The sequence below is a fragment of the Kribbella sp. NPDC056951 genome, assembly GCF_042674205.1.
GTDB lineage: Bacteria > Actinomycetota > Actinomycetes > Propionibacteriales > Kribbellaceae > Kribbella > Kribbella yunnanensis.
This window is the reverse complement of the sequence record NZ_JBHUQZ010000001.1, coordinates 1,540,270-1,557,419: the sequence shown is the minus strand read 5'-3', so window position 1 is coordinate 1,557,419 and position 17,150 is coordinate 1,540,270. Positions and strand designations below refer to the sequence as shown.

Here is a 17,150-nt window from a genome sequence, read left to right as displayed (position 1 = left end):
CCTCCTTTCTACGCCGATTCCGTCGTACAGTGCCGCATCGGTTTCGGGAGGAGCTCGGAATGAGTCGCTGGTCCGCCATCGTCGGCTATTCACTGGTCGGCGCCGCCACCCAACTCGTCTGGCTCAACTTCGCCGGCGTCACCACCGTCGCCGCCACCCACTACGCCGTCTCCGAAACCGCCATCGGCTGGCTCGCCCAGGTCTTCCCCCTCCTGTACGTCGTCCTCTCCATCCCCTGCGGCCTCGCGCTGGACCGCTGGTTCCGCCCAGCCCTCCTCGCCGGCGCCGTTCTCACTGCCATCGGCGCCCTGGTCCGTCTCGGCGGCGACCACTTCGCCTGGCTCCTAGCCGGCCAACTCATCGCCTCAGTAGCCCAGCCCCTGGTCCTCAACGCCGTCACCGGCATCACCGGCCGCTATCTGGACGAGAAGGACCGCCCCACCGGTATCGCCATCGGCACCGCCAGCATCTTCGCCGGCATGGTCCTGGCCTTCCTCCTGTCAGCCGTCCTCCCCGCCGCCGCAGACTTACACACCATGCTCGTAGTAACCGCGGCCTTCTGCGTCGCTGCTGTCTTGTTCCTGGCAGTGGCCCTCCGCACCCCCGGCCCGCACGCCCCCGCCGTACCGGCTGTCCCCCAAGCCATCTTCACCGCCCTACGCACAGCCTGGTCAGACCCCCTGATCCGCCGCCTCTGCGTCCTGGCAGTCTTCCCCTTCGGCGTCTTCGTTGCCCTAAGCACCTTCGCCCAACCGCTACTGGAACCAGCCGGCGTAACCTCCACCACCGCCAGCCTCATCCTGCTCCTCAACGTCATAGCCGGCGTCCTAGGCAGCGCCCTCCTCCCCATCTACGCCGCCCGCCACCACGCCGAATCCCCCTACCTGGTCACCAGCCTCACCACCACCGCCATCGCCTGCCTCTTCCTAGCCTTCCTCCCCAGCACCCCCGTAGCCCTGATCACCATCACCCTCATCGGCCTACTCCTCCTCCCAGCCCTCCCCATAGTCCTGGAACTAGTAGAACGCCGCTCCACAGACGCCGAAGGCACCGCAGCCGGCCTGATCTGGCTCTCCGGCAACCTAGGCGGCCTCCTAGCCGCCACCGCAGTAGGCCTCCTCGTAAACCACCCCCGCCCCGCCTTCTTGCTGTTGGCCCTCCTCCCCCTGATCGCCCTCCCCGGCGCCCACACCCTCCGCCACCACCTGCAAACCCCAGCCCCCACCACCCGCTAAACTGTCTCCCGCACCACCCCGCCGACGTGGCGCAACTGGCAGCGCACCGCTCTTGTAAAGCGGTGGTTAGGGGTTCGAGTCCCCTCGTCGGCTCCAAAGAAGTAATAAAAGGTAAGGGGAAGGACCTTCCCCAGCGTGCTACGCAGTCGCTCCTTCGTCGCAACAGCTACGCGCGCACCCGCCCACCCATACCTCCCCTCCGGGCTACCGCCCGGCCCCGCGGGCTACCGCCCGCAACCGACAACCCGTGGCCGGCGTTACCTTGCCCACGACCGTCATCACACCGACCGGTGGGGCCCCTACGCCCGTAGGATCACCGGCTTCGGTAGCTCCTACGCCCGCGCCCGTACGATCACCGCCGTCGGCGGTCGACAAGGTCATGGCCGCCAGGAAGGTGGCCTGGGCAGGTCTCGTTGCCGCGGCCACCTTCGTAGGTCTCTTGGTGAAGATCGCGTTGGACATTCGGTCGGCCCGCAGCGGTGGGCAGACGCGCACCATCCGATCGAAGCTAGCAGGTCGGAACGGGAGCCAGGCCAGGCCGGGCAGGCGAGGGCCTTGGTGGCGCCGAACACGCTAGCCGGGCCGGGCCCGCGAGTCCTTGGCTTCGTGGTTCGTCCGGAGAGGTCAGTACGCCAGCGGTTCGCGCCTCGCCTATCGCAACCAGTAGCCCAAGATGGTTCCGAGCAGCCCTGCTCCAGTCGCCTGTCGTCCTTCGTCTCCTAAGACAAGGAACAGGGCAACTGCGGTAATCGCGATCGATAGTGCGAGCTGCATCCTTGCTCTGGCGCGGTTAGGCGGAGTCCGAGGAAGCGAGTCCTTAATCTCCTGCTCAATCTCCCGCTCCAGGCTGCGCTTCCGTTGCCGCTCTTCAGCGCGGCGAGCGCGTTCCCACTCGTCACGTTGCTGCTGCTCTTCGGCTCCCAGGGGAGGGTCGCCTGCGCGGCGGGGTCGAAATGGGCTCTCGTAGGAGGTTCCAACATGTTCCCCCGCCAGGTCGTGCCAGAACTGGCGGACAGTAACTCCCAGTGGTGCGTACATACACCACAGCGTGGCTGCGATTGCGACTGCTGTATAGATCAGACAGGCGATCGCTAGCATCAGGAATCCATCGATGAGCAAGGACAGCACCCAGCCCGACGGATACGGCGAGCTGCTGGCGCGGCTGAAGGACGAAGTCCGCAGCGCGCAGCTACGCGCCCAACGCGTCGCCAACGTCGAGCTGCCCCGCCTGTACTGGGGCATCGGGAGCGCGATCCTCGAACGACAGGCCACCGAAGGCTGGGGCACCAAGGTGATCAGCCGGCTCGCGGACGACCTGCGGGCCGAGTTCCCGGCCATGCGTGGGTTCTCCTCCCGCCATCTGCAGTACATGGCCTCGGCCGCCCGGGCGTGGCCCGGCGCAATCGCGCAGCAGCCTGCTGCGCAATTGCCCTGGGGCCACGTCATGGTGCTGCTCGACCATCTCGACGACCAGGCCGAACGCGACTGGTACGCCGCAACCGCGGCCGACCACGGCTGGTCGCGCGACGTACTGCGCAACCAGATCAAGAACCAGCTCCACCAGCGCGAGGGCGCCGCACCGTCGAACTTCCCCGCCCGGCTCCCACCCGCCGACTCGGACCTGGCCCAGCAGCTGACCCGAGACCCCTACGTCTTCGACTTCCTCGACATCACCGCCACCACGAACGAACGAGCGCTCGAGCAAGGACTCATCGACCGCCTCCAGCACACCCTGTCCGAGTTCGGCCGCGGATTCAGCTTCGTGGGCCGCCATGTGCACTTCGACGTCGACGGCCAGGACTTCTACATCGACCTGCTGGTCTTCCATTTCGACGCTGCGAAGTAGCTCGCCACGACCTCCGGCCGCGAAACGATGCATGGTGCGCTGACGACTTCTTGGCGCACCATGTCGGGGCACGCCCATGGCTACATTTGGGCCGGGAAGCCTGCGCTCGACAAGCCGAGCCGCGCGGACGTCGAGAGCGCGGTGGCGGCCGGCTTGCTGGCGACCGGAGAAGCGATCGAGATGTTCAGAGATCGCGCCGCCGGACGGCGGCACATAGCTAAGCCCGGCGATCACGCCGAGCTGTAGGTCAATAGGTGGCTAGCCGCGTAACGCGGCAACGCTGCCGATCAACGGATCACTGCCCTGTTCAAGAGAAACCAGTACGTCGTCGACAGTGCTCGGCCGGTGGCGGCTCCAGGTGTCGGCGATCCGCTGGACCTGGGCGTAGACCTTCTGGCGGTTCAGATCGATGAGACCCAGCACGAAGTCATCCGCGTTCTGAGCCTCGATGCTCCACGGTTCCAGGTACTTCTCCGGAAAGTCCTTGAGGTTCTGCGTGACGATCACCTGAGCGTTGCTCTTGATCGCCGCCGCAAGGACGTGCCTGTCGCTGACGGCCGGAAGGTCGAGGGCGTTGATCAACGGTTCGTAGCCGGTGACGAGGACATCCTCGATCGCGTCGTTCATCAACGCTCGCGTGCGGTCGAGATGCGTGGGGTCGAGGTCTCGCCGGTTGGCCTTCAGATTGCGGAACGTCTCGTCGAGAATGCGATCCGTCCACTTCGCCTGCACCAGCCCAGCCTGCGCGACCCGGATGAGCAGGTCGCGCAGGGTGTTGGGGTAGAGGACATTGGCGTCGTACAGAACGATGAACGGCACGTCAGTACAGGCCCATCTCCATGGTTAGCTCGGTCAGCTCGTCGGCAGCCGCTCGGCGGTCCTGGTCACCCTGACGCTTGTACTTCAGCAGGGAGTCCACCCGGACTCTCCGGTGTGTCCCCACTTTCCGGTACTGGATCTTGCCCTCGTCGAGCAGCCCGATGAGGAAGGGCCGAGACACATTCAGCATGTCCGCGGCCTGCTGAGTCGTCAGCTCTGCATGATCCGGTACGACAGATACGGCCTGGCCGGCCGCCATGTGTGCAAGGACCCGCGCCAGCAGCTCGACCGCACCGCGCGGCACGGACAAGGTGTCGTCAGGGTCGCCCCCGACGACGACTCGGATGTTGTCGTGATCGTTGTGATCTGTCAGGTATCGCCTGACCCGCCGCATAGCGACTTCTGCCGCCGCCACGTCAGCCGGATCGGGCCGCACCGATGCAAGTTCTGCGGTACTCATAGCAACTCCTCCCGGTTACCGGGCGCTGGTCGCCAGCCAACGTCCGACATGGCAAGTATCCGCAACAACCGCAACAACCGCAACATCTAATGAGTCACAGTGGGATCACCCGAGTCGCATTGAGACGTCACGCAGCAACACGCGCAGCTACGCAGCTACGCAACAGCCTCCGGCACTAGAACGCATGTTCGAATGAGCGCTATGGTGGTTTATGCGAGTTCGGTTCACGGTGCGCTCGGATGAAACGACGCCGGGAAGTTTGGGTGCTTGGGACGGCGCGCTGAACGGTTGGCGTACGAGGCACTTGGCCGATGAACTCGAAGCGACGCGGGAAGCCGCCGAGCTGGAGCTCCAGTTCGACGCGCACGGCCCACGACCGCTGGGGACCGTGCCCAGGTTCTGCGACGTGAAGCCTGCGGTTCAGGAACTGCGCGACGGCCGCTGGTTGCCACCTGTCCAACTCCACGCCTGGGTGCTCACCGACGGCCAGTGGTACGGCCTGGTCCAGGACAAGGACGGTCGGCAGAGGTTCATCCCCGGCAAGAATCTGCGGCTGAGCGTGCCCTAGCGGCCCGCCCGGCCGAAGTCGGCTGTCCCTGCGAACCACCGCGATTCGACCTGGAGTGATTGCAGGGAGGGCCACGGCTCGATCGATGGCAGCCAACCTATGCGGCGATCGTGAAGATCCTTCGCTGGATCTCGAGGTGGTGGCCCAGGTCAGTGGCCGACCCGGCATCCAACGCCGGATCGTCCAGCTCGCCCAAGTCAATGGAGTTGGCCGCGGCAAGCTTCCTCGTGTAGTCGGCCACCAGATCAACGACTGCCTCTGTCAGAGCGACTTGCCTGTTGCTGGAATGCGTTGCGACGGCATCGAGATCGGAGATGAGGCGACTGATGGTGCCTTCATCGAGGGTGCCGGCGCGGACTGCCTCCAAGTAAGCAAGGAGGGAGACGTCGAGAGCCTTGGCGCGTGTTCTCGCCTCTATCCGACCCTTCACCGCAATTACCAGGAGTGCACCACCGGCCGCCGCGGCCGCGCCGATAACCGTGATGACCCGGCGGTCCGTCAACGTGGCTGCCGCGCGCCGCGCCGCGGCGGACGCGGTACGGGTGAAAGGGACTTCCCTCAAGTGCTCGACGATCTGGCCGCCAGAGGCTCTCCTGATCACGCCGCCGTACCGGACCATCGTCCCGGCATCCAGTCCCAATTGGATGTCCGGAGGGATGAGGAAGCTGACCGGCTGAATCGGCATCGACGGAACAGTCACTGGCTCATCCTCACTGCGGGGGCGGGGGTGTTCGTGCCTCATCCTGCCTGAAAGTCAGCCGCGACCGCAGCGATCGATCTCCTCAAGCGGCGCGAGGCTCGATTCAGTACCCGTGCAACACTGAAGCCGGAGTGCTCGATTTGCGTCAAATTCTAAAGTGATCGTGTACTGTCTGAGTGAGATTCTGGGAGGCAGCATGGATGCAGGACGGCTCTGGGCGCTGGAATCCTTAGGCATGTACGGCCCGATGATTCGCGACCAGATCGCACAGCTGGTGCAGGACGAGCACGAATCCAGCCTCGACGCACAAGAAGCATCAGGCCACCGCTCCCGCAGCGTCTACGGAGAGTTCTGGCGGGGCATCCTGGAGCGGTTCGAGCAGTTCGGCAACCTGCCAGGAGCGACAATGGCCCGGCCTGGTGGCGCCCCGTACAAGATCCCGGTCGTCAATGGTGTCGCGGTCTACCCCTGGCGGTATGCGAAGAGCCGCGAGACCGAGCTGTCCAACACGCCATTCGCCACCTCCACGGCGCGGATGAAGGCCGCCAGCCTCCGGCCGGAAGGCGTGCAGGAGGCTCTTGTCCCGCTCGATCTCCCGGATCCGCAGCTGACCGACGAAGAGCAAGCGCTGGTTGACGGTTTCACCGCGCTGACCGAGGATCCGCTGGTCAGTTCGAGCCGCATGGTGCTGGTGGCGATCTCCAGCTCCGTGAACGGGCTGTTCGCCGTCCAGTGGGGTGAAGTCCAGCTCACCGCCGACGGCTACGTGGACTGGATCGGTCATCACGAGAGTCTTCTGGACCTGCAGCCGACGCTGCCCGTCTCAACCTCACCCACACGCACCTTCACTTCTGGCGAACCGCCGAAGAAGTTCCCGGATGCCGAAGCCGACGGAGAAACATCAACGGATGAGCGATGACACACAAGGCTCTGACCTGGTCATGATCGGCGGCGGCCCGCGGCCAGGAATCGAGTCAATCGCCAGTGCGTTCGACCCTGCACGGCTCACCCAAGCCCGTGTACTTGCCGAACTCACCAAGGCCGAGCTGTCCGACACCGTCGGAGTCTCTGCTGCGGCCATCGGGCAATACGAGGCCGGTGCGAGCAAGCCCCGCCTCGACCTGCTGCCGAAACTGGCACGAGCCCTAAGCGTTCCTGTCGAATACTTCGCGGCCGGCCGCCCCTTCGGCCGGCTGGATTCATCCAGCGCACACTTCCGCAGCCTGCGATCCACCCGCGCGAAAGACCGTGCCAAGGCCGTTGCCCACGCCGAACAGCTCTGGGAGCTCACCTACGCCCTGGAAAAGCAGGTGCGGTTCCCGGAGGTTTCGCTGCCACAGATACCCGACGGCGCGACGCCGGCCGAGGCCGCGCGATCGCTGCGAGCAGCGTGGTCCGTCGGCCGCGGACCGGTACCCCATCTTGCGGCAACCATGGAATCGCGCGGAATTGTTGTATGCCTCATCCCGCTCACCAATCAAGCCCTCACCCGCGTCAAGGCGTACTCGACCGACGCCCTGGGGCGGCCGCTGATCATCATCACACCTGAGCGGTTCAAATCGGTCTACGAATACCGATTCACCTGCGCACACGAAGTCGGCCATCTGCTGCTGCACCCCAACCCACTACCCGGTGACCGGCAGCAAGAACGAGAAGCCGACCAGTTCGCCGCAGAATTCCTGACTCCCCGCACTGAGATGGAGCCCCTGCTGCCAAAGAGCGTCCGCATCGCCGCACTCGACCAACTCAGCAAGACCTGGGGTGTGTCGATCGAATCGCTCATCTACCGGATGGGCGAACTCCGCCTCGCGTCCGACGCATCCATCCGACGCGCACATCAACGGCTGGCCCAGATGGCCGACCTCAGGCGCGACGAACCACTGACCGCATATCCAGGCGAGACGCCAACGCTGCTTCGAGAAGCGATGGAACTCGCCGGCCGCCGCGGATTTCACCGCGCCGACCTGGCCCGCGAGCTGTGCTGGACCACAAAACACCTGGCCAGCCTGCTCGACGAAGCCGACGATCGGCCACAGCTACGCGTCGTGCGCTGACTTGCCATGGACCGCGGACCGGCTGCCGTCAGATTCGACGGTTCAGAACGGGTGGGTAGTTGCAGCGATCAGCCGCTTCTCAAGGGTCGCCGCCGGTAACCACGGAGCCCACTCAAGCTCTGCATCAAGCTCTGCATCAAGCTCCATGCCCAGTTCTCGCGCATGAGCTGCTCAGCCGACGCCGACCGTCCGGGCCTCGCGCGCCGGGCAGATCGCGCTTCCTACCGGCCAGCCGGCGGCTCGAGCGGGCCCGGGTCTCCCTTGCTCACCTCAACCCGCGGACTGCCCACGCCGAGTGTTCCTGCCTCGGGAACGGCGGATGCTGCCGGGCTTGCCGGACAGTCGTTCACCTCTCCGGTGTAAGTGGGGCTTATGCTGCCGAAGATGTACTGCCCGTCGTAGATCACTACCCTGCGGGACTGGGTTGTTCCTGCCCAGGTGTTGGGCAGCGTCCCACGCCAGTGCCCGTTGTCGCCGGTAGTGAACGACGCGATGACATACCAGCCGCCGCTGCTGGTGTTGAGCTGCTGAACCGATCCGGTTCGGCCCCCGTAGTTGATGAGCCCGTGCGGTGCGATCGCGTAGCGCTGCGCCCAGATCTCCGCAATGCACTCCTCGGACGCGACGGCGTCTACCTTCGACATCATGCGAATGTCGGTGGCCGGAGAGTTCTGCGGGATCGAGGCGGCCGGCTGATTCCCTGCCGGGCTCGGTGTGCCGGCAGACTGTGCCCGGCCCTGTCCGGCGATCGCCGGATCTGGAGATGAATAGGCGCCTGCAGGCTGCCATGTCACGGGCGCAAGGCTCGCGTTGTCGTACACGCTCCACTTGTCACCGTAGCCGAAATTGAAGAACAGCTTGTTCGTCACGACACCGTCAGCCCGTTTCGCTTCCCAGCGCGCGTCGACAACGCCAGCGGCCGCACAGTCCGCTCCGAGCGTCACTGCGGGCGACTGGAACGGTGCCGAGATGTGCACCCGAGCGGGCACATTGAGAGTGCACGAAGCCGCGGCAGCCTGCTCGCCTGCCGCATCACTGAAGGAGGCGTCTGCCGAGCCGATAACAGCGGCCAGCAGCACCGTGAGAGGTAGAAAACCGGCGCGGGCAAACACCTTCCTGCGGCTAGTAGCCAAGGTCATCTTTCTCTTCCTCCAGATTGATCCAGAACAAGTACTGGTCGGTGAGGTCGGCGCGGTACTCCTCGCTGCTGCCGCGCAGACCATCGGCAGTCGCGGCGACCAGGGCATCGATGTCCTGGTATGTCTCGTAGGGCACCTCTGGGGTATCGTCGAACATGATGCTGAGTTGGCCGTTGCCGCCTGCGCTGACGCCAAGGTGACTACCTGTCGGATCGAAGGCGAACGGGATCAGGGGCGCCCGCCCCCACAGGTCGGTCATCTGGCGGCATCGCTCGTAGCGGACCAGGGCCTGATCGACGGCCAGCGGGTACCAATTCCCGATAAAGGAGAATCCCCCGGAACCCCGGGTCGATGTGCCGGCGTGCACGCCATACAGCTCCCGCAGCGGCCCGGGCAGGTCACCCGCCACGGCCGACCAGGCAGCCAATTCCTCCCGCGTGACGGGCGGGCGAAGATCGGCCAGGACGCGCGGGCTCTGCAGCCCCAACACTGCGTCGATGGCTCGCCAGTCCGACTCGATGGTCATCACAACTCCTAGTACGCGTAGACCCTGAACTGATCCAACTCGAGTATGCGGTCGTAGTAGTACCAGACGCCGCGCTTGTTACCCTCGGTCGAGTTGTGATCGGCATTGATATAGCGCACCGAGTAGTTCGTCTCCGGGTCGTTGAAGCTGCCTTCATAGGTCGATGCGAACGGGTACTCGTCGCACGACTCGTCAGGCTGCTTGGGGAACCACTTTGAACACTGATACACCGCTCTGCGCCGCTGCGCGTCGTTCAGGTTCCCGTCGACGGTCCTGGTGAGGTTGTACGGGATGAGCTTGTTCCCACTGGGGTCCGGCGGTCTCGTCGAGTTCGGGTTGTTGAGGGCGTCGTAGACATGCCGGGCGACCTCACCGACTTGCGGATCAGTCCGGGACAGCCACCAGCTGGGCTGCACTCCACCGAAAATGCACGCAGGACCATTGAACCCTCCGCGCGTGGACGCATCACACCGGACAACCGTCCTCAACGTGCCTAGGTTCGCAATCGCGCCAGGGTTCGCCGGATTGGTGGCCTCGAACTTGACCTCGAAGTTCAGACCAGTCTTGCGGTCCTCGTTGTCCGTCGACTTGGCCGGCAGCGGAACGGTCGTCTTGAACTCCATCACCTGGCCGGCACTGAGATCAGCCAAGATCTCATCCTGCACCGCGCCGGGCTGACTGCCGCATGTTGCGCCGGCTTCGTGGCCGTACACGAAGTCGCAGGACACCTTGGCGATCAGCGTCGTCGTGCCAGGCACGACCTTGCTGCGTTCCGGCGAACGAGCCTGGTCAACGTAGATCCGGACGATCACCTCGTTGGTGCTCTTCGAGCCCCACCCGATCACGGTCAGCCGATAGCTGACCTTGCCGGTCTCGTAGATCCTCTTGTTGATCTCCTCGTACTTGTACAGGTCGACGTTGGTCCACGAGCACCACTGATAGTGGTTGTAGATCCGCCCCGGGCCGTTGTTCGACTGCCAAGACCAGTAGCTTCCCTGCCCAAGGCCCTGGCATCCCTGAACCGTCAGATACGTGAACGGCGGCGGAGGCACATCAGGCTCACTTGCCGGCCCAAGTTTCGGCCCGGGCGCCGCTGACGAGTCAATCGAACTCGCGTCGACACGGTAGCTCTGCGCGGACTGAACGGCGTAAGCGTTGAGTGCCCGCTGAAAGTCCTTCGCTGTGGCGCCCCGAGGCAGCTTCTTCATCGGGGGCATCGGTTTGGGAGGTGTCGACACGGCAAGCGGAACTGCGGTTGCCGTCGGGGCTGAAGCCGGAGGCTGCGCCACCGGTGCAGCAGTGGTCGATGCCGCGGAAGCCACGCTTACCGACAGACTCGCGAGGACAACGCCAAGCCATCCGAGTGTTCGAGACCTCATAGAACACGCTCCGACAGTCGAAGCACGGGCGAGTCAGGTGCCGAGTCGTACCAAGATCGTGGTGTGACACGTGATTTCATTTCTACTCCCCCAGGTACGCATGTCACGCCGACGGACGAGGCTTCAGCGCAACGCGGGCGGGTGCGTCAACACCAGGCTGAACGGATCAGCTCGTTGTGGTCAACGAGTCCCGTCAAACTTGCACGAAGTGGCAACCGGCCGGTCCAGGAGCGGTGCCGACTGGCGTCAGCGCACCATCTGTCGACGGCGCTTGCCTCCTGCAGCTTCCGAGCCTGACCCGCTCACGTTGCAGGTCAACCTCCTCCGGCCCAGACGCGTGTTCGACGCCCGAGCCACACCCACCACGGCAGAGGGCGGCCAGCGTTGAGATCACCGGTAACCACGTCGCGCCAGCTACGCGCGCACCCGCCCACCCTTTACTCCCTCCCCGGGCTACCGCCCGGAACCTGCGGGCTACCGCCCGCAACCGACGGCCCGTGGCTGGCGTCGCGCCACGATGTCACGCCTCAGTTCAACTGCTGGACGATGGCCGGGACCAATGATTCGAGCTTGGCCAGTACGGCTGCGTCTTCGGGGGCTGGTGTCGGCCCCTCCTTGGTCGTGAAGAAGTCGTACTCGATGGAGAGCTGACTTTTCTCACCCAGGCCGATCCGGAAGACGTGGCTGTCACCGTAACCGCGGCTCTGCTCGGCGGGGCGTCCGGCGATGGTGAGCGCCCGCTGCGGCTCGGCGTGGAAGGTGTCGCCTGAGCTGCTGATCACGAGCTTCAGCCGTTCGCCGCCCTCGAGGAAATGGCAGCGGTGCCCGGCGACCACCGGCTTCAGTCGCTCGCCGAACCGCTCGCGCACCGGACCGGCTGCGATCGCGCACAGCACATGAGGGTCGGACTGCGCCTTGGAGTGGAGCTCGGCAGCCTTCGGTCTGGCTGCGGAGGTGTACGGCTCGCAGTCCTTGAAGTCCACACGGAACTCGACAAACGCACATCCACCAGGAGCAGCCTGCCCCGGCTCGTTCGGGCGAAAGTACAGCGGCGCTTGGACCCGGCTGGGTGGTCGCGGCGTGCGGAGCAGATCGGCCACGGTGGCGGCGAGCTTCGTCGCTTCCGGGCAGGTCGGAGCGGCCAGGACGATGCGTTGGAAGGTCGGACGGGGTCGCTGAAGTCCGGTTGGCCCCTGATCCATCGTGAGCAGGCACTCAGCGCCCGACGACTTCAGTCCAGCGGTCCGGTCTGCGATCGTCACCCGCTCGCGGTACTCCTTGGGATCGAACGCAACCACGTCGTACTGCAACTGAAGCCGAGCCTTGCCGATCGCCTCACACCGATCCAGCGCCTGAGGGTACGGCGACCGCTCCATACCGAGCGCTCGTCCCAGCAGGCCACACGCATCCCATCGACCCGCCCCGGAGCCCGCCGGTTTCTCGAGCAGTGGAATAGCGGCGGCGGCGAAGGCGCGGACCTGGCCGCACTTCACCTTGGAAGGCTGCTGCGCACCGCGATCTGCGAACTTGATCGCGAACTGGAAGCTGACCGGGACAACCAGTTCGCAGTTTCCGTTCTGCAGCAGGTAGCCGACCGCCCCGCCGAAGATCAGCCGCTCGCGACCCCGCCACCGCTCGTACCCGAGAAACGGAGTCAGCAGGTCGACTTGCACCGATCCCGCCCGGTCGTTCCGGACCACGCAGGTCGACGGCGACGGCTGCGTGAACGGCTGGCCGGCCGCGAAGCCAGGCGCTTCGGCGCGCGCCGGGTCGATGAGCATGCAGGCATCGATGCGACTCAACGCAGCCAGCACCGTGTCGAGATCGCGATCCGGATTCGGCGGCACCACAGACCGCTTCGGCCCAGGGGACGACGCGTCTCCGGTGCTGCAACTGCCGACGACGAGCAGTGCGATCACCACAACGATCCGGGCCAGCGCGCGCATGGCCGCGAACGTAGCAGCAGCAAGGGCTACGAACAGTCCAGGTGCGCCGGGAGTCAGTTGGTTCCTGGTTGCACCAGTTTGAAGAGGGCTCGGGCGACTGCGCGTTGGGTGGTGTGACGCAGCCGTACGACGGGCCGCTCGGCGGAGGTGGTGATCGGAGCGCCCGCCAGGCGTGGGAACAACACCTGGGCGTTCGTGTGGTTGATGGCGGCCAGGTTGGCCGCGTCAACGCCGGTGTCCAGGCCGTTGGCGAAGTACTGGTTGGCGACGACCGGCGCGAAGGGCCAGTCGCTGCCGAAGAGGATGTGGCTCGGTTCAGCGAACGCGAGCAGGCTCGGCAGCGCGGCTAGGCTCGAGGACAGTGCGGTGTCGAAGTAGAAGCTCCGGAAGTCGTCCAGGATGTCGAGAATGCTGCGCCCTGTGTCGGCCGCGATCGCAATGGCCATCCGGTGCGAGGCGTAGGGGACGAATCCGCCCGCATGGCTGAGAATGAACTTGATGTCGGGGTACTGGCGCACGATCCCGTTGCGCACCAGGAGATACGCCGCGCGAGTGGTGTCGAGCAGGAAGTCGGCAGCGAAGGGCGGTACCCCTTCGACCTCAGGCGCCGGCAGCTCGGCCGGGTGGACGAATGCGACCGCGCCGCGCTCGTCGAGCGCACGCCACAGCTCGCCTTGACCGCCGGTGCCAAGGTATTCGCTATTGCTGTTGGCCAGCAGTACGACGCCGTCCGCCGTACCGTTGTCCAGCACCCGGGCCGCCTCCCGCGCCGCGGCGGTGGCGTCGGGCATCGGCAACGTGGCGAAGTAGCCGAAGCGGTCGCCGTGCACGGCCCGGAGTTCGGCGGTGAAGTCGTTGAGCCGCTGGGCAAGCTCGACCGCCGCGGAGGTGTCGTTGAGGAAGCTTGTCCCTGGAGTGGAGACCGACATGATCGCGGTCGCCGTACGCAGCAGATCCATCATTTCCAGGGCCGCCTCAGCGGTCCAGTCCGGCAGTGCGCGGCCCCCGGCGGCCGTGATCCCGGCGCCTGCCAGTGCATCCCGATAGAACGGCGGAATCACGTGGTGGTGAACGTCGATACGATTCATCTGGCAACCTCCTGATGTGTGGTGACCAGGTCGAGAGCGATATCGGTGAGCATGTCTTCCTGACCGCCGACCATCCGCCGGCGACCTGCCTCGATCAGCAGCCGGCGGACGTCGACGCCGTACCGGCCGGACACGGATTCCGCATGCCGCAAGAAGCTCGAATAGACCCCGGCGTACCCGAGCGTCAGCGTCTCGCGGTCGACCCGGACCGGACGATCCTGCAGCGGGCGCACCAGGTCGTCGGCCGCATCCTGCAGGGCGAACAGATCGCAGCCGTGCTCCCAGCCCAGTCGCCCAGCGGCAGCGACGAACACCTCCAACGGCGCGTTCCCGGCACCGGCGCCCATGCCGGCCAAGGATGCGTCGACCCGGTCGCAGCCGTGTTCCACAGCCGCGATCGAATTCGCGACCCCGAGCGAGAGATTGTGGTGGGCGTGGATCCCGGTCTCGGTCGCGGGATCCAGCACCTGCCGGAACGCATCGATGCGTTCGGCCACCTCCCGCATGGTGAGGGCGCCACCGGAATCGACGACGTACACACAGACTGCCCCGTAGCTCTCCATCAGCTTCGCCTGCCGGGCGAGCTCCGCCGGGTCAGTGAGGTGGCTCATCATCAGAAACCCGACGGCCTCCATGCCGAGTTCACGCGCCGCAGTGAGGTGCTGAGCCGAAGTGTCGGCCTCCGTGCAGTGCGTGGCGACCCGCACGATCCCCGCGCCGGCGTCCCGGGCCGCCCGAAGGTCGTGAACGGTCCCGATGCCAGGAAGCAGCAACGTGGCGACCTTGGCGCGCTGGACGACGGCCGCGACGGCTTCGATCCACTCGACGTCGGTGTGTGCACCGAACCCGTACACACACGACGAACCGCCGAGTCCGTCACCGTGCGCGACCTCGATCGAGTCCACCCCGGCGCGGTCCAGGGCAGTCGCGATCGCTGCGGCCTGGTCGAGGGTGTACCGATGTTTGATGGCGTGCATCCCGTCCCGCAGCGTCACATCACTGATGTAGAGGCTCATCGGAGGGCTCCCAGGTGGCTGCTCAGCGCGATCCGCTCGGCGGTTGCCACCGCGGCCGACGTCATGATGTCGAGGTTGCCGGCGTACGCCGGGAGATAGTGCGCGGCGCCCGTGACCTCCAGCATCACGGTCACCTTCGGGCCGTCGAACTGCACGCGTTGCTTGAGCCGGTAGCCGGGGACGTAGGCACGGACCCGCTCGGCCATTGCGTGCACCGATGCCTCGACCGCTGCACGGTCGTAGTCGCCGTCGATCAGGCAGTAGACCGTGTTGCGCATCAGCAGCGGCGGCTCGGCCGGGTTGAGGATGATGATGGCCTTGCCACGCCGTGCCCCGCCGACCTGCTGCAGCGCGGTCGCCGTCGTTTCGGTGAACTCGTCCAGGTTCGCCCGGGTCCCCGGCCCGGCGGACTTCGAGGCGATCGACGACACGATCTCCGCGTAGTCCACGGGGGCGATCTGGTTGACTGCGGCAACCATCGGCACGGTGGCCTGGCCACCGCAGGTCACCAGGTTCAGGTTCGGTGCGTCGAGATTCTGGTCGAGATTGACCACGGGCACGCAGTACGGGCCGACAGCAGCGGGTGTCAGGTCCAGCATCCGTACGCCGGTCGGCTCCAGCCTGGCCCAGTTGTCCCGGTGTGCCGCGGCCGAGGTAGCGTCGAAGACCAGCCTGATGCCGGCGAACTCGGGCATCGACAGCAGGCCGTCCACACCGTCCGCGGTCGTGGCGACGCCCATCCGCCGCGCACGGGCGAGGCCGTCGGAGGCTTGGTCGATGCCGACCATGGCGCGAATGCTCAGGGCGCCGGATCCTCGCAGGATCTTGATCATCAGGTCGGTCCCGATGTTGCCGGAACCGATGACGGCAACGGGCAGTGGCTCATTCATGGCTCACTCCTGGCGCGAAGGTCACTGAGACCGGGCCGAGCTTCCCGAAGACGGCTTCGATCTTCTGCCCGGCTGTGACGAAAGGTGCGGTGGTCATCGCGCCGGGCAGGACCAGGTGGCCAGGCTGCAGCTCAGCGTCGAAGGCGGCCAAGGTGTTGGCCAGCCACGCGACGGCCTCGGCCGGCTGCCCCAGCACCGCCGCACCGACTCCACTGGCGACCGGCTCTCCGTCGACGAACAACTCCACGGTCTCCGCGGCAAGGTCCGGCACACGCTCGATCGGCGTCCACGCACCGTGGACCAGACCGGCCGAACTCGCGTTGTCCGCGACCGTGTCGACCAGGGTGATCTCCCAGTCGCGAATCCGGCTGTCCACGATCTCCAGCGCCGGCGCCACACCGTCGGTCGCAGCCAGCACGTCCTGCGCGGTGACTCCAGGTCCACGCAACGGCCGGGCCAGCCGGAAGCAGATCTCGGGTTCGATCCTCGGCCGGCAGTACCGTCCCGCAGGGACAGTGGCGCCATCCCGGTGAACCATTTCGTCGAGCAGATGCCCGAAGTCCGGTTCCTCGACGCCGAGCAACTGCTGCATCGCGACCGCAGTCAGTCCGACCTTGTGGCCGACCACGGTCGCGCCGGCGGCCGTCCGGCGTACGACGTTCTCCCGCTGGATGGCGTAGGCGTCGGCCAGGTCGAGATCGGGCCACGTCCGCGACAGCGGCCCGATCGGGGCCACCAGCCGCTCGGCCTGTCGCAGGAACTCGGCAGCTTGCCCGCGTCTGTCGGTCATCGGGACGCTCCCTCGGAGATCCGGACCGCCGCCTCGTAGACGAGGCGGGCGTGCAACTCGAACAGCTGCACCAGATCGACACCATCGCCAGCGATCTCCCGATGGACGAACAAGCCGTCCGCGCCCGCAACGGCATAGCTGGTGAGCATCCGCACCGACTCCGGATCCAGACCGGGCACCAGCAACTCGATCATGGCCGCGACCCGCTCGTGAGCGATCTCCCGCACGCGGAGGAACTCCACCCTTCCCCGCGGCTCCTCCGGCCGTCGCTCGAGAACCAGCATCAACCCGAGCCGTAGGAAGTCCGGGGCTTCGAGCAGCGACTTCGCCACGTTCCTGGCCAGCTCGGTGATTCGCTCCAGCGGTGCGGCGGTCTCATCGCCGGGTAACTCGACCGCCGCCAGCCAGGTCTCGAAGCTCCGCTCGATGACCGCTGCGATCAGGTCGTCCTTGTCCTTGAAGTGCCAGTAGATCGAGCTCGCCGGCAGCCCACAGACAGCACTGACAGCCGCGATCGAAGTGCCTTCGTAGCCACGCTCTCCGGTGATCTGCACCGCCGCGTCGAGAATCCGTCGCCGCGACTCGACACCGTTGGCCCGCTGCCTGCGGGGTGCCGCCTGGTTCATCCAGCCTCCTGGTCTTGACCGTCGCCTGCCGACACCTTAGCGTATCGATCACTACAATTGGAACAATC

At 66.0% G+C, this 17,150-nt stretch carries 18 protein-coding genes and 1 tRNA gene; 7 read left to right on the top strand and 12 right to left on the bottom strand.

The window, feature by feature from the left end; genetic code table 11:
- Window positions 1–59 precede the first annotated feature (59 nt).
- The 4 genes from ACFTSF_RS07195 (at window position 60) to ACFTSF_RS07180 (ending at window position 3,327) form a co-directional block, all read left to right on the top strand.
- On the top strand, window positions 60–1,235 hold the full coding sequence (locus ACFTSF_RS07195) for an MFS transporter (RefSeq protein ID WP_380152980.1): 1,176 nt from the start codon (window positions 60–62) through the stop codon (window positions 1,233–1,235).
- A 20-nt stretch (window positions 1,236–1,255) separates the two neighbouring features.
- Window positions 1,256–1,331 (top strand) — tRNA-Thr (locus ACFTSF_RS07190).
- Window positions 1,332–2,346: 1,015 nt separating this feature from the next.
- Window positions 2,347–3,081 carry a YhcG family protein gene (locus tag ACFTSF_RS07185; protein WP_380152979.1) on the top strand — a complete coding sequence of 245 codons (735 nt, stop codon included), beginning with the start codon at window positions 2,347–2,349 and terminating at the stop codon, window positions 3,079–3,081.
- A 60-nt stretch (window positions 3,082–3,141) separates the two neighbouring features.
- Window positions 3,142–3,327, top strand: coding sequence for a hypothetical protein (locus ACFTSF_RS07180; protein ID WP_380152978.1), 186 nt, complete (start codon window positions 3,142–3,144; stop codon window positions 3,325–3,327).
- A 12-nt stretch (window positions 3,328–3,339) separates the two neighbouring features.
- On the opposite strand, the gene ACFTSF_RS07175 is transcribed toward ACFTSF_RS07180, so the two are convergent.
- Together ACFTSF_RS07175 and ACFTSF_RS07170 are read right to left on the bottom strand one after the other, a co-directional pair.
- Window positions 3,340–3,900 (bottom strand): PIN domain-containing protein, encoded by a 561-nt coding sequence (locus ACFTSF_RS07175; RefSeq protein WP_380152976.1) that lies wholly within the window; start codon window positions 3,898–3,900, stop codon window positions 3,340–3,342.
- Between the two features lies 1 nt (window position 3,901).
- Window positions 3,902–4,360 carry a helix-turn-helix domain-containing protein gene (locus tag ACFTSF_RS07170; RefSeq protein WP_380152975.1) on the bottom strand — a complete coding sequence of 153 codons (459 nt, stop codon included), beginning with the start codon at window positions 4,358–4,360 and terminating at the stop codon, window positions 3,902–3,904.
- Between the two features lie 211 nt (window positions 4,361–4,571).
- Here ACFTSF_RS07170 and ACFTSF_RS07165 point away from each other — a divergent pair, with 211 nt between their 5' ends.
- A complete protein-coding gene (locus ACFTSF_RS07165; protein ID WP_380152973.1) occupies window positions 4,572–4,928 on the top strand; it encodes a hypothetical protein in 357 nt (118 codons plus the stop codon).
- A 97-nt stretch (window positions 4,929–5,025) separates the two neighbouring features.
- Here ACFTSF_RS07165 and ACFTSF_RS07160 read toward each other — a convergent pair whose 3' ends face one another.
- A complete protein-coding gene (locus tag ACFTSF_RS07160; RefSeq protein ID WP_380152972.1) occupies window positions 5,026–5,628 on the bottom strand; it encodes a hypothetical protein in 603 nt (200 codons plus the stop codon).
- Window positions 5,629–5,824: 196 nt separating this feature from the next.
- On the opposite strand from ACFTSF_RS07160, the gene ACFTSF_RS07155 reads away from it, so the two are divergent.
- Window positions 5,825–6,547, top strand: a complete 723-nt coding sequence (locus ACFTSF_RS07155) for a hypothetical protein (RefSeq protein WP_380152970.1) — start codon at window positions 5,825–5,827, stop codon at window positions 6,545–6,547.
- The gene (locus ACFTSF_RS07150; RefSeq protein ID WP_380152968.1) at window positions 6,507–7,682 is read left to right on the top strand and encodes a helix-turn-helix domain-containing protein; all 1,176 of its coding nucleotides are present in this window, start codon (window positions 6,507–6,509) and stop codon (window positions 7,680–7,682) included. Before ACFTSF_RS07155 ends, ACFTSF_RS07150 begins: the two co-directional genes overlap by 41 nt.
- 221 nt (window positions 7,683–7,903) lie before the next feature.
- Here the strand turns inward: ACFTSF_RS07150 and ACFTSF_RS07145 are convergent, their stop codons facing one another.
- From ACFTSF_RS07145 to ACFTSF_RS07105, 9 genes are all read right to left on the bottom strand, one after another.
- Window positions 7,904–8,821: a hypothetical protein gene (locus ACFTSF_RS07145; RefSeq protein ID WP_380152966.1), complete on the bottom strand. Its 918-nt coding sequence runs from the start codon at window positions 8,819–8,821 to the stop codon at window positions 7,904–7,906.
- A complete protein-coding gene (locus ACFTSF_RS07140) occupies window positions 8,805–9,347 on the bottom strand; it encodes a hypothetical protein (protein WP_380152965.1) in 543 nt (180 codons plus the stop codon). Before ACFTSF_RS07140 ends, ACFTSF_RS07145 begins: the two co-directional genes overlap by 17 nt.
- A gap of 8 nt (window positions 9,348–9,355) precedes the next feature.
- Entirely contained in the window at window positions 9,356–10,399 is a 1,044-nt protein-coding gene (locus tag ACFTSF_RS07135; protein WP_380152963.1) for a NucA/NucB deoxyribonuclease domain-containing protein, read from the bottom strand.
- A gap of 854 nt (window positions 10,400–11,253) precedes the next feature.
- Window positions 11,254–12,672 (bottom strand): hypothetical protein, encoded by a 1,419-nt coding sequence (locus tag ACFTSF_RS07130; protein ID WP_380152962.1) that lies wholly within the window; start codon window positions 12,670–12,672, stop codon window positions 11,254–11,256.
- A 53-nt stretch (window positions 12,673–12,725) separates the two neighbouring features.
- A complete protein-coding gene (locus ACFTSF_RS07125; protein ID WP_380152960.1) occupies window positions 12,726–13,760 on the bottom strand; it encodes an amidohydrolase family protein in 1,035 nt (344 codons plus the stop codon).
- The gene (dmpG, locus tag ACFTSF_RS07120; protein ID WP_380152958.1) at window positions 13,757–14,776 is read right to left on the bottom strand and encodes a 4-hydroxy-2-oxovalerate aldolase; all 1,020 of its coding nucleotides are present in this window, start codon (window positions 14,774–14,776) and stop codon (window positions 13,757–13,759) included. The genes ACFTSF_RS07125 and dmpG overlap by 4 nt, the downstream gene beginning before the upstream one ends.
- Window positions 14,773–15,666: an acetaldehyde dehydrogenase (acetylating) gene (locus ACFTSF_RS07115; RefSeq protein ID WP_380152957.1), complete on the bottom strand. Its 894-nt coding sequence runs from the start codon at window positions 15,664–15,666 to the stop codon at window positions 14,773–14,775. The genes dmpG and ACFTSF_RS07115 overlap by 4 nt, the downstream gene beginning before the upstream one ends.
- Entirely contained in the window at window positions 15,659–16,456 is a 798-nt protein-coding gene (locus ACFTSF_RS07110; protein ID WP_380152956.1) for a 2-keto-4-pentenoate hydratase, read from the bottom strand. Before ACFTSF_RS07110 ends, ACFTSF_RS07115 begins: the two co-directional genes overlap by 8 nt.
- Window positions 16,453–17,082, bottom strand: coding sequence for a TetR/AcrR family transcriptional regulator (locus ACFTSF_RS07105; RefSeq protein ID WP_380152955.1), 630 nt, complete (start codon window positions 17,080–17,082; stop codon window positions 16,453–16,455). The genes ACFTSF_RS07110 and ACFTSF_RS07105 overlap by 4 nt, the downstream gene beginning before the upstream one ends.
- Window positions 17,083–17,150 lie beyond the last annotated feature (68 nt).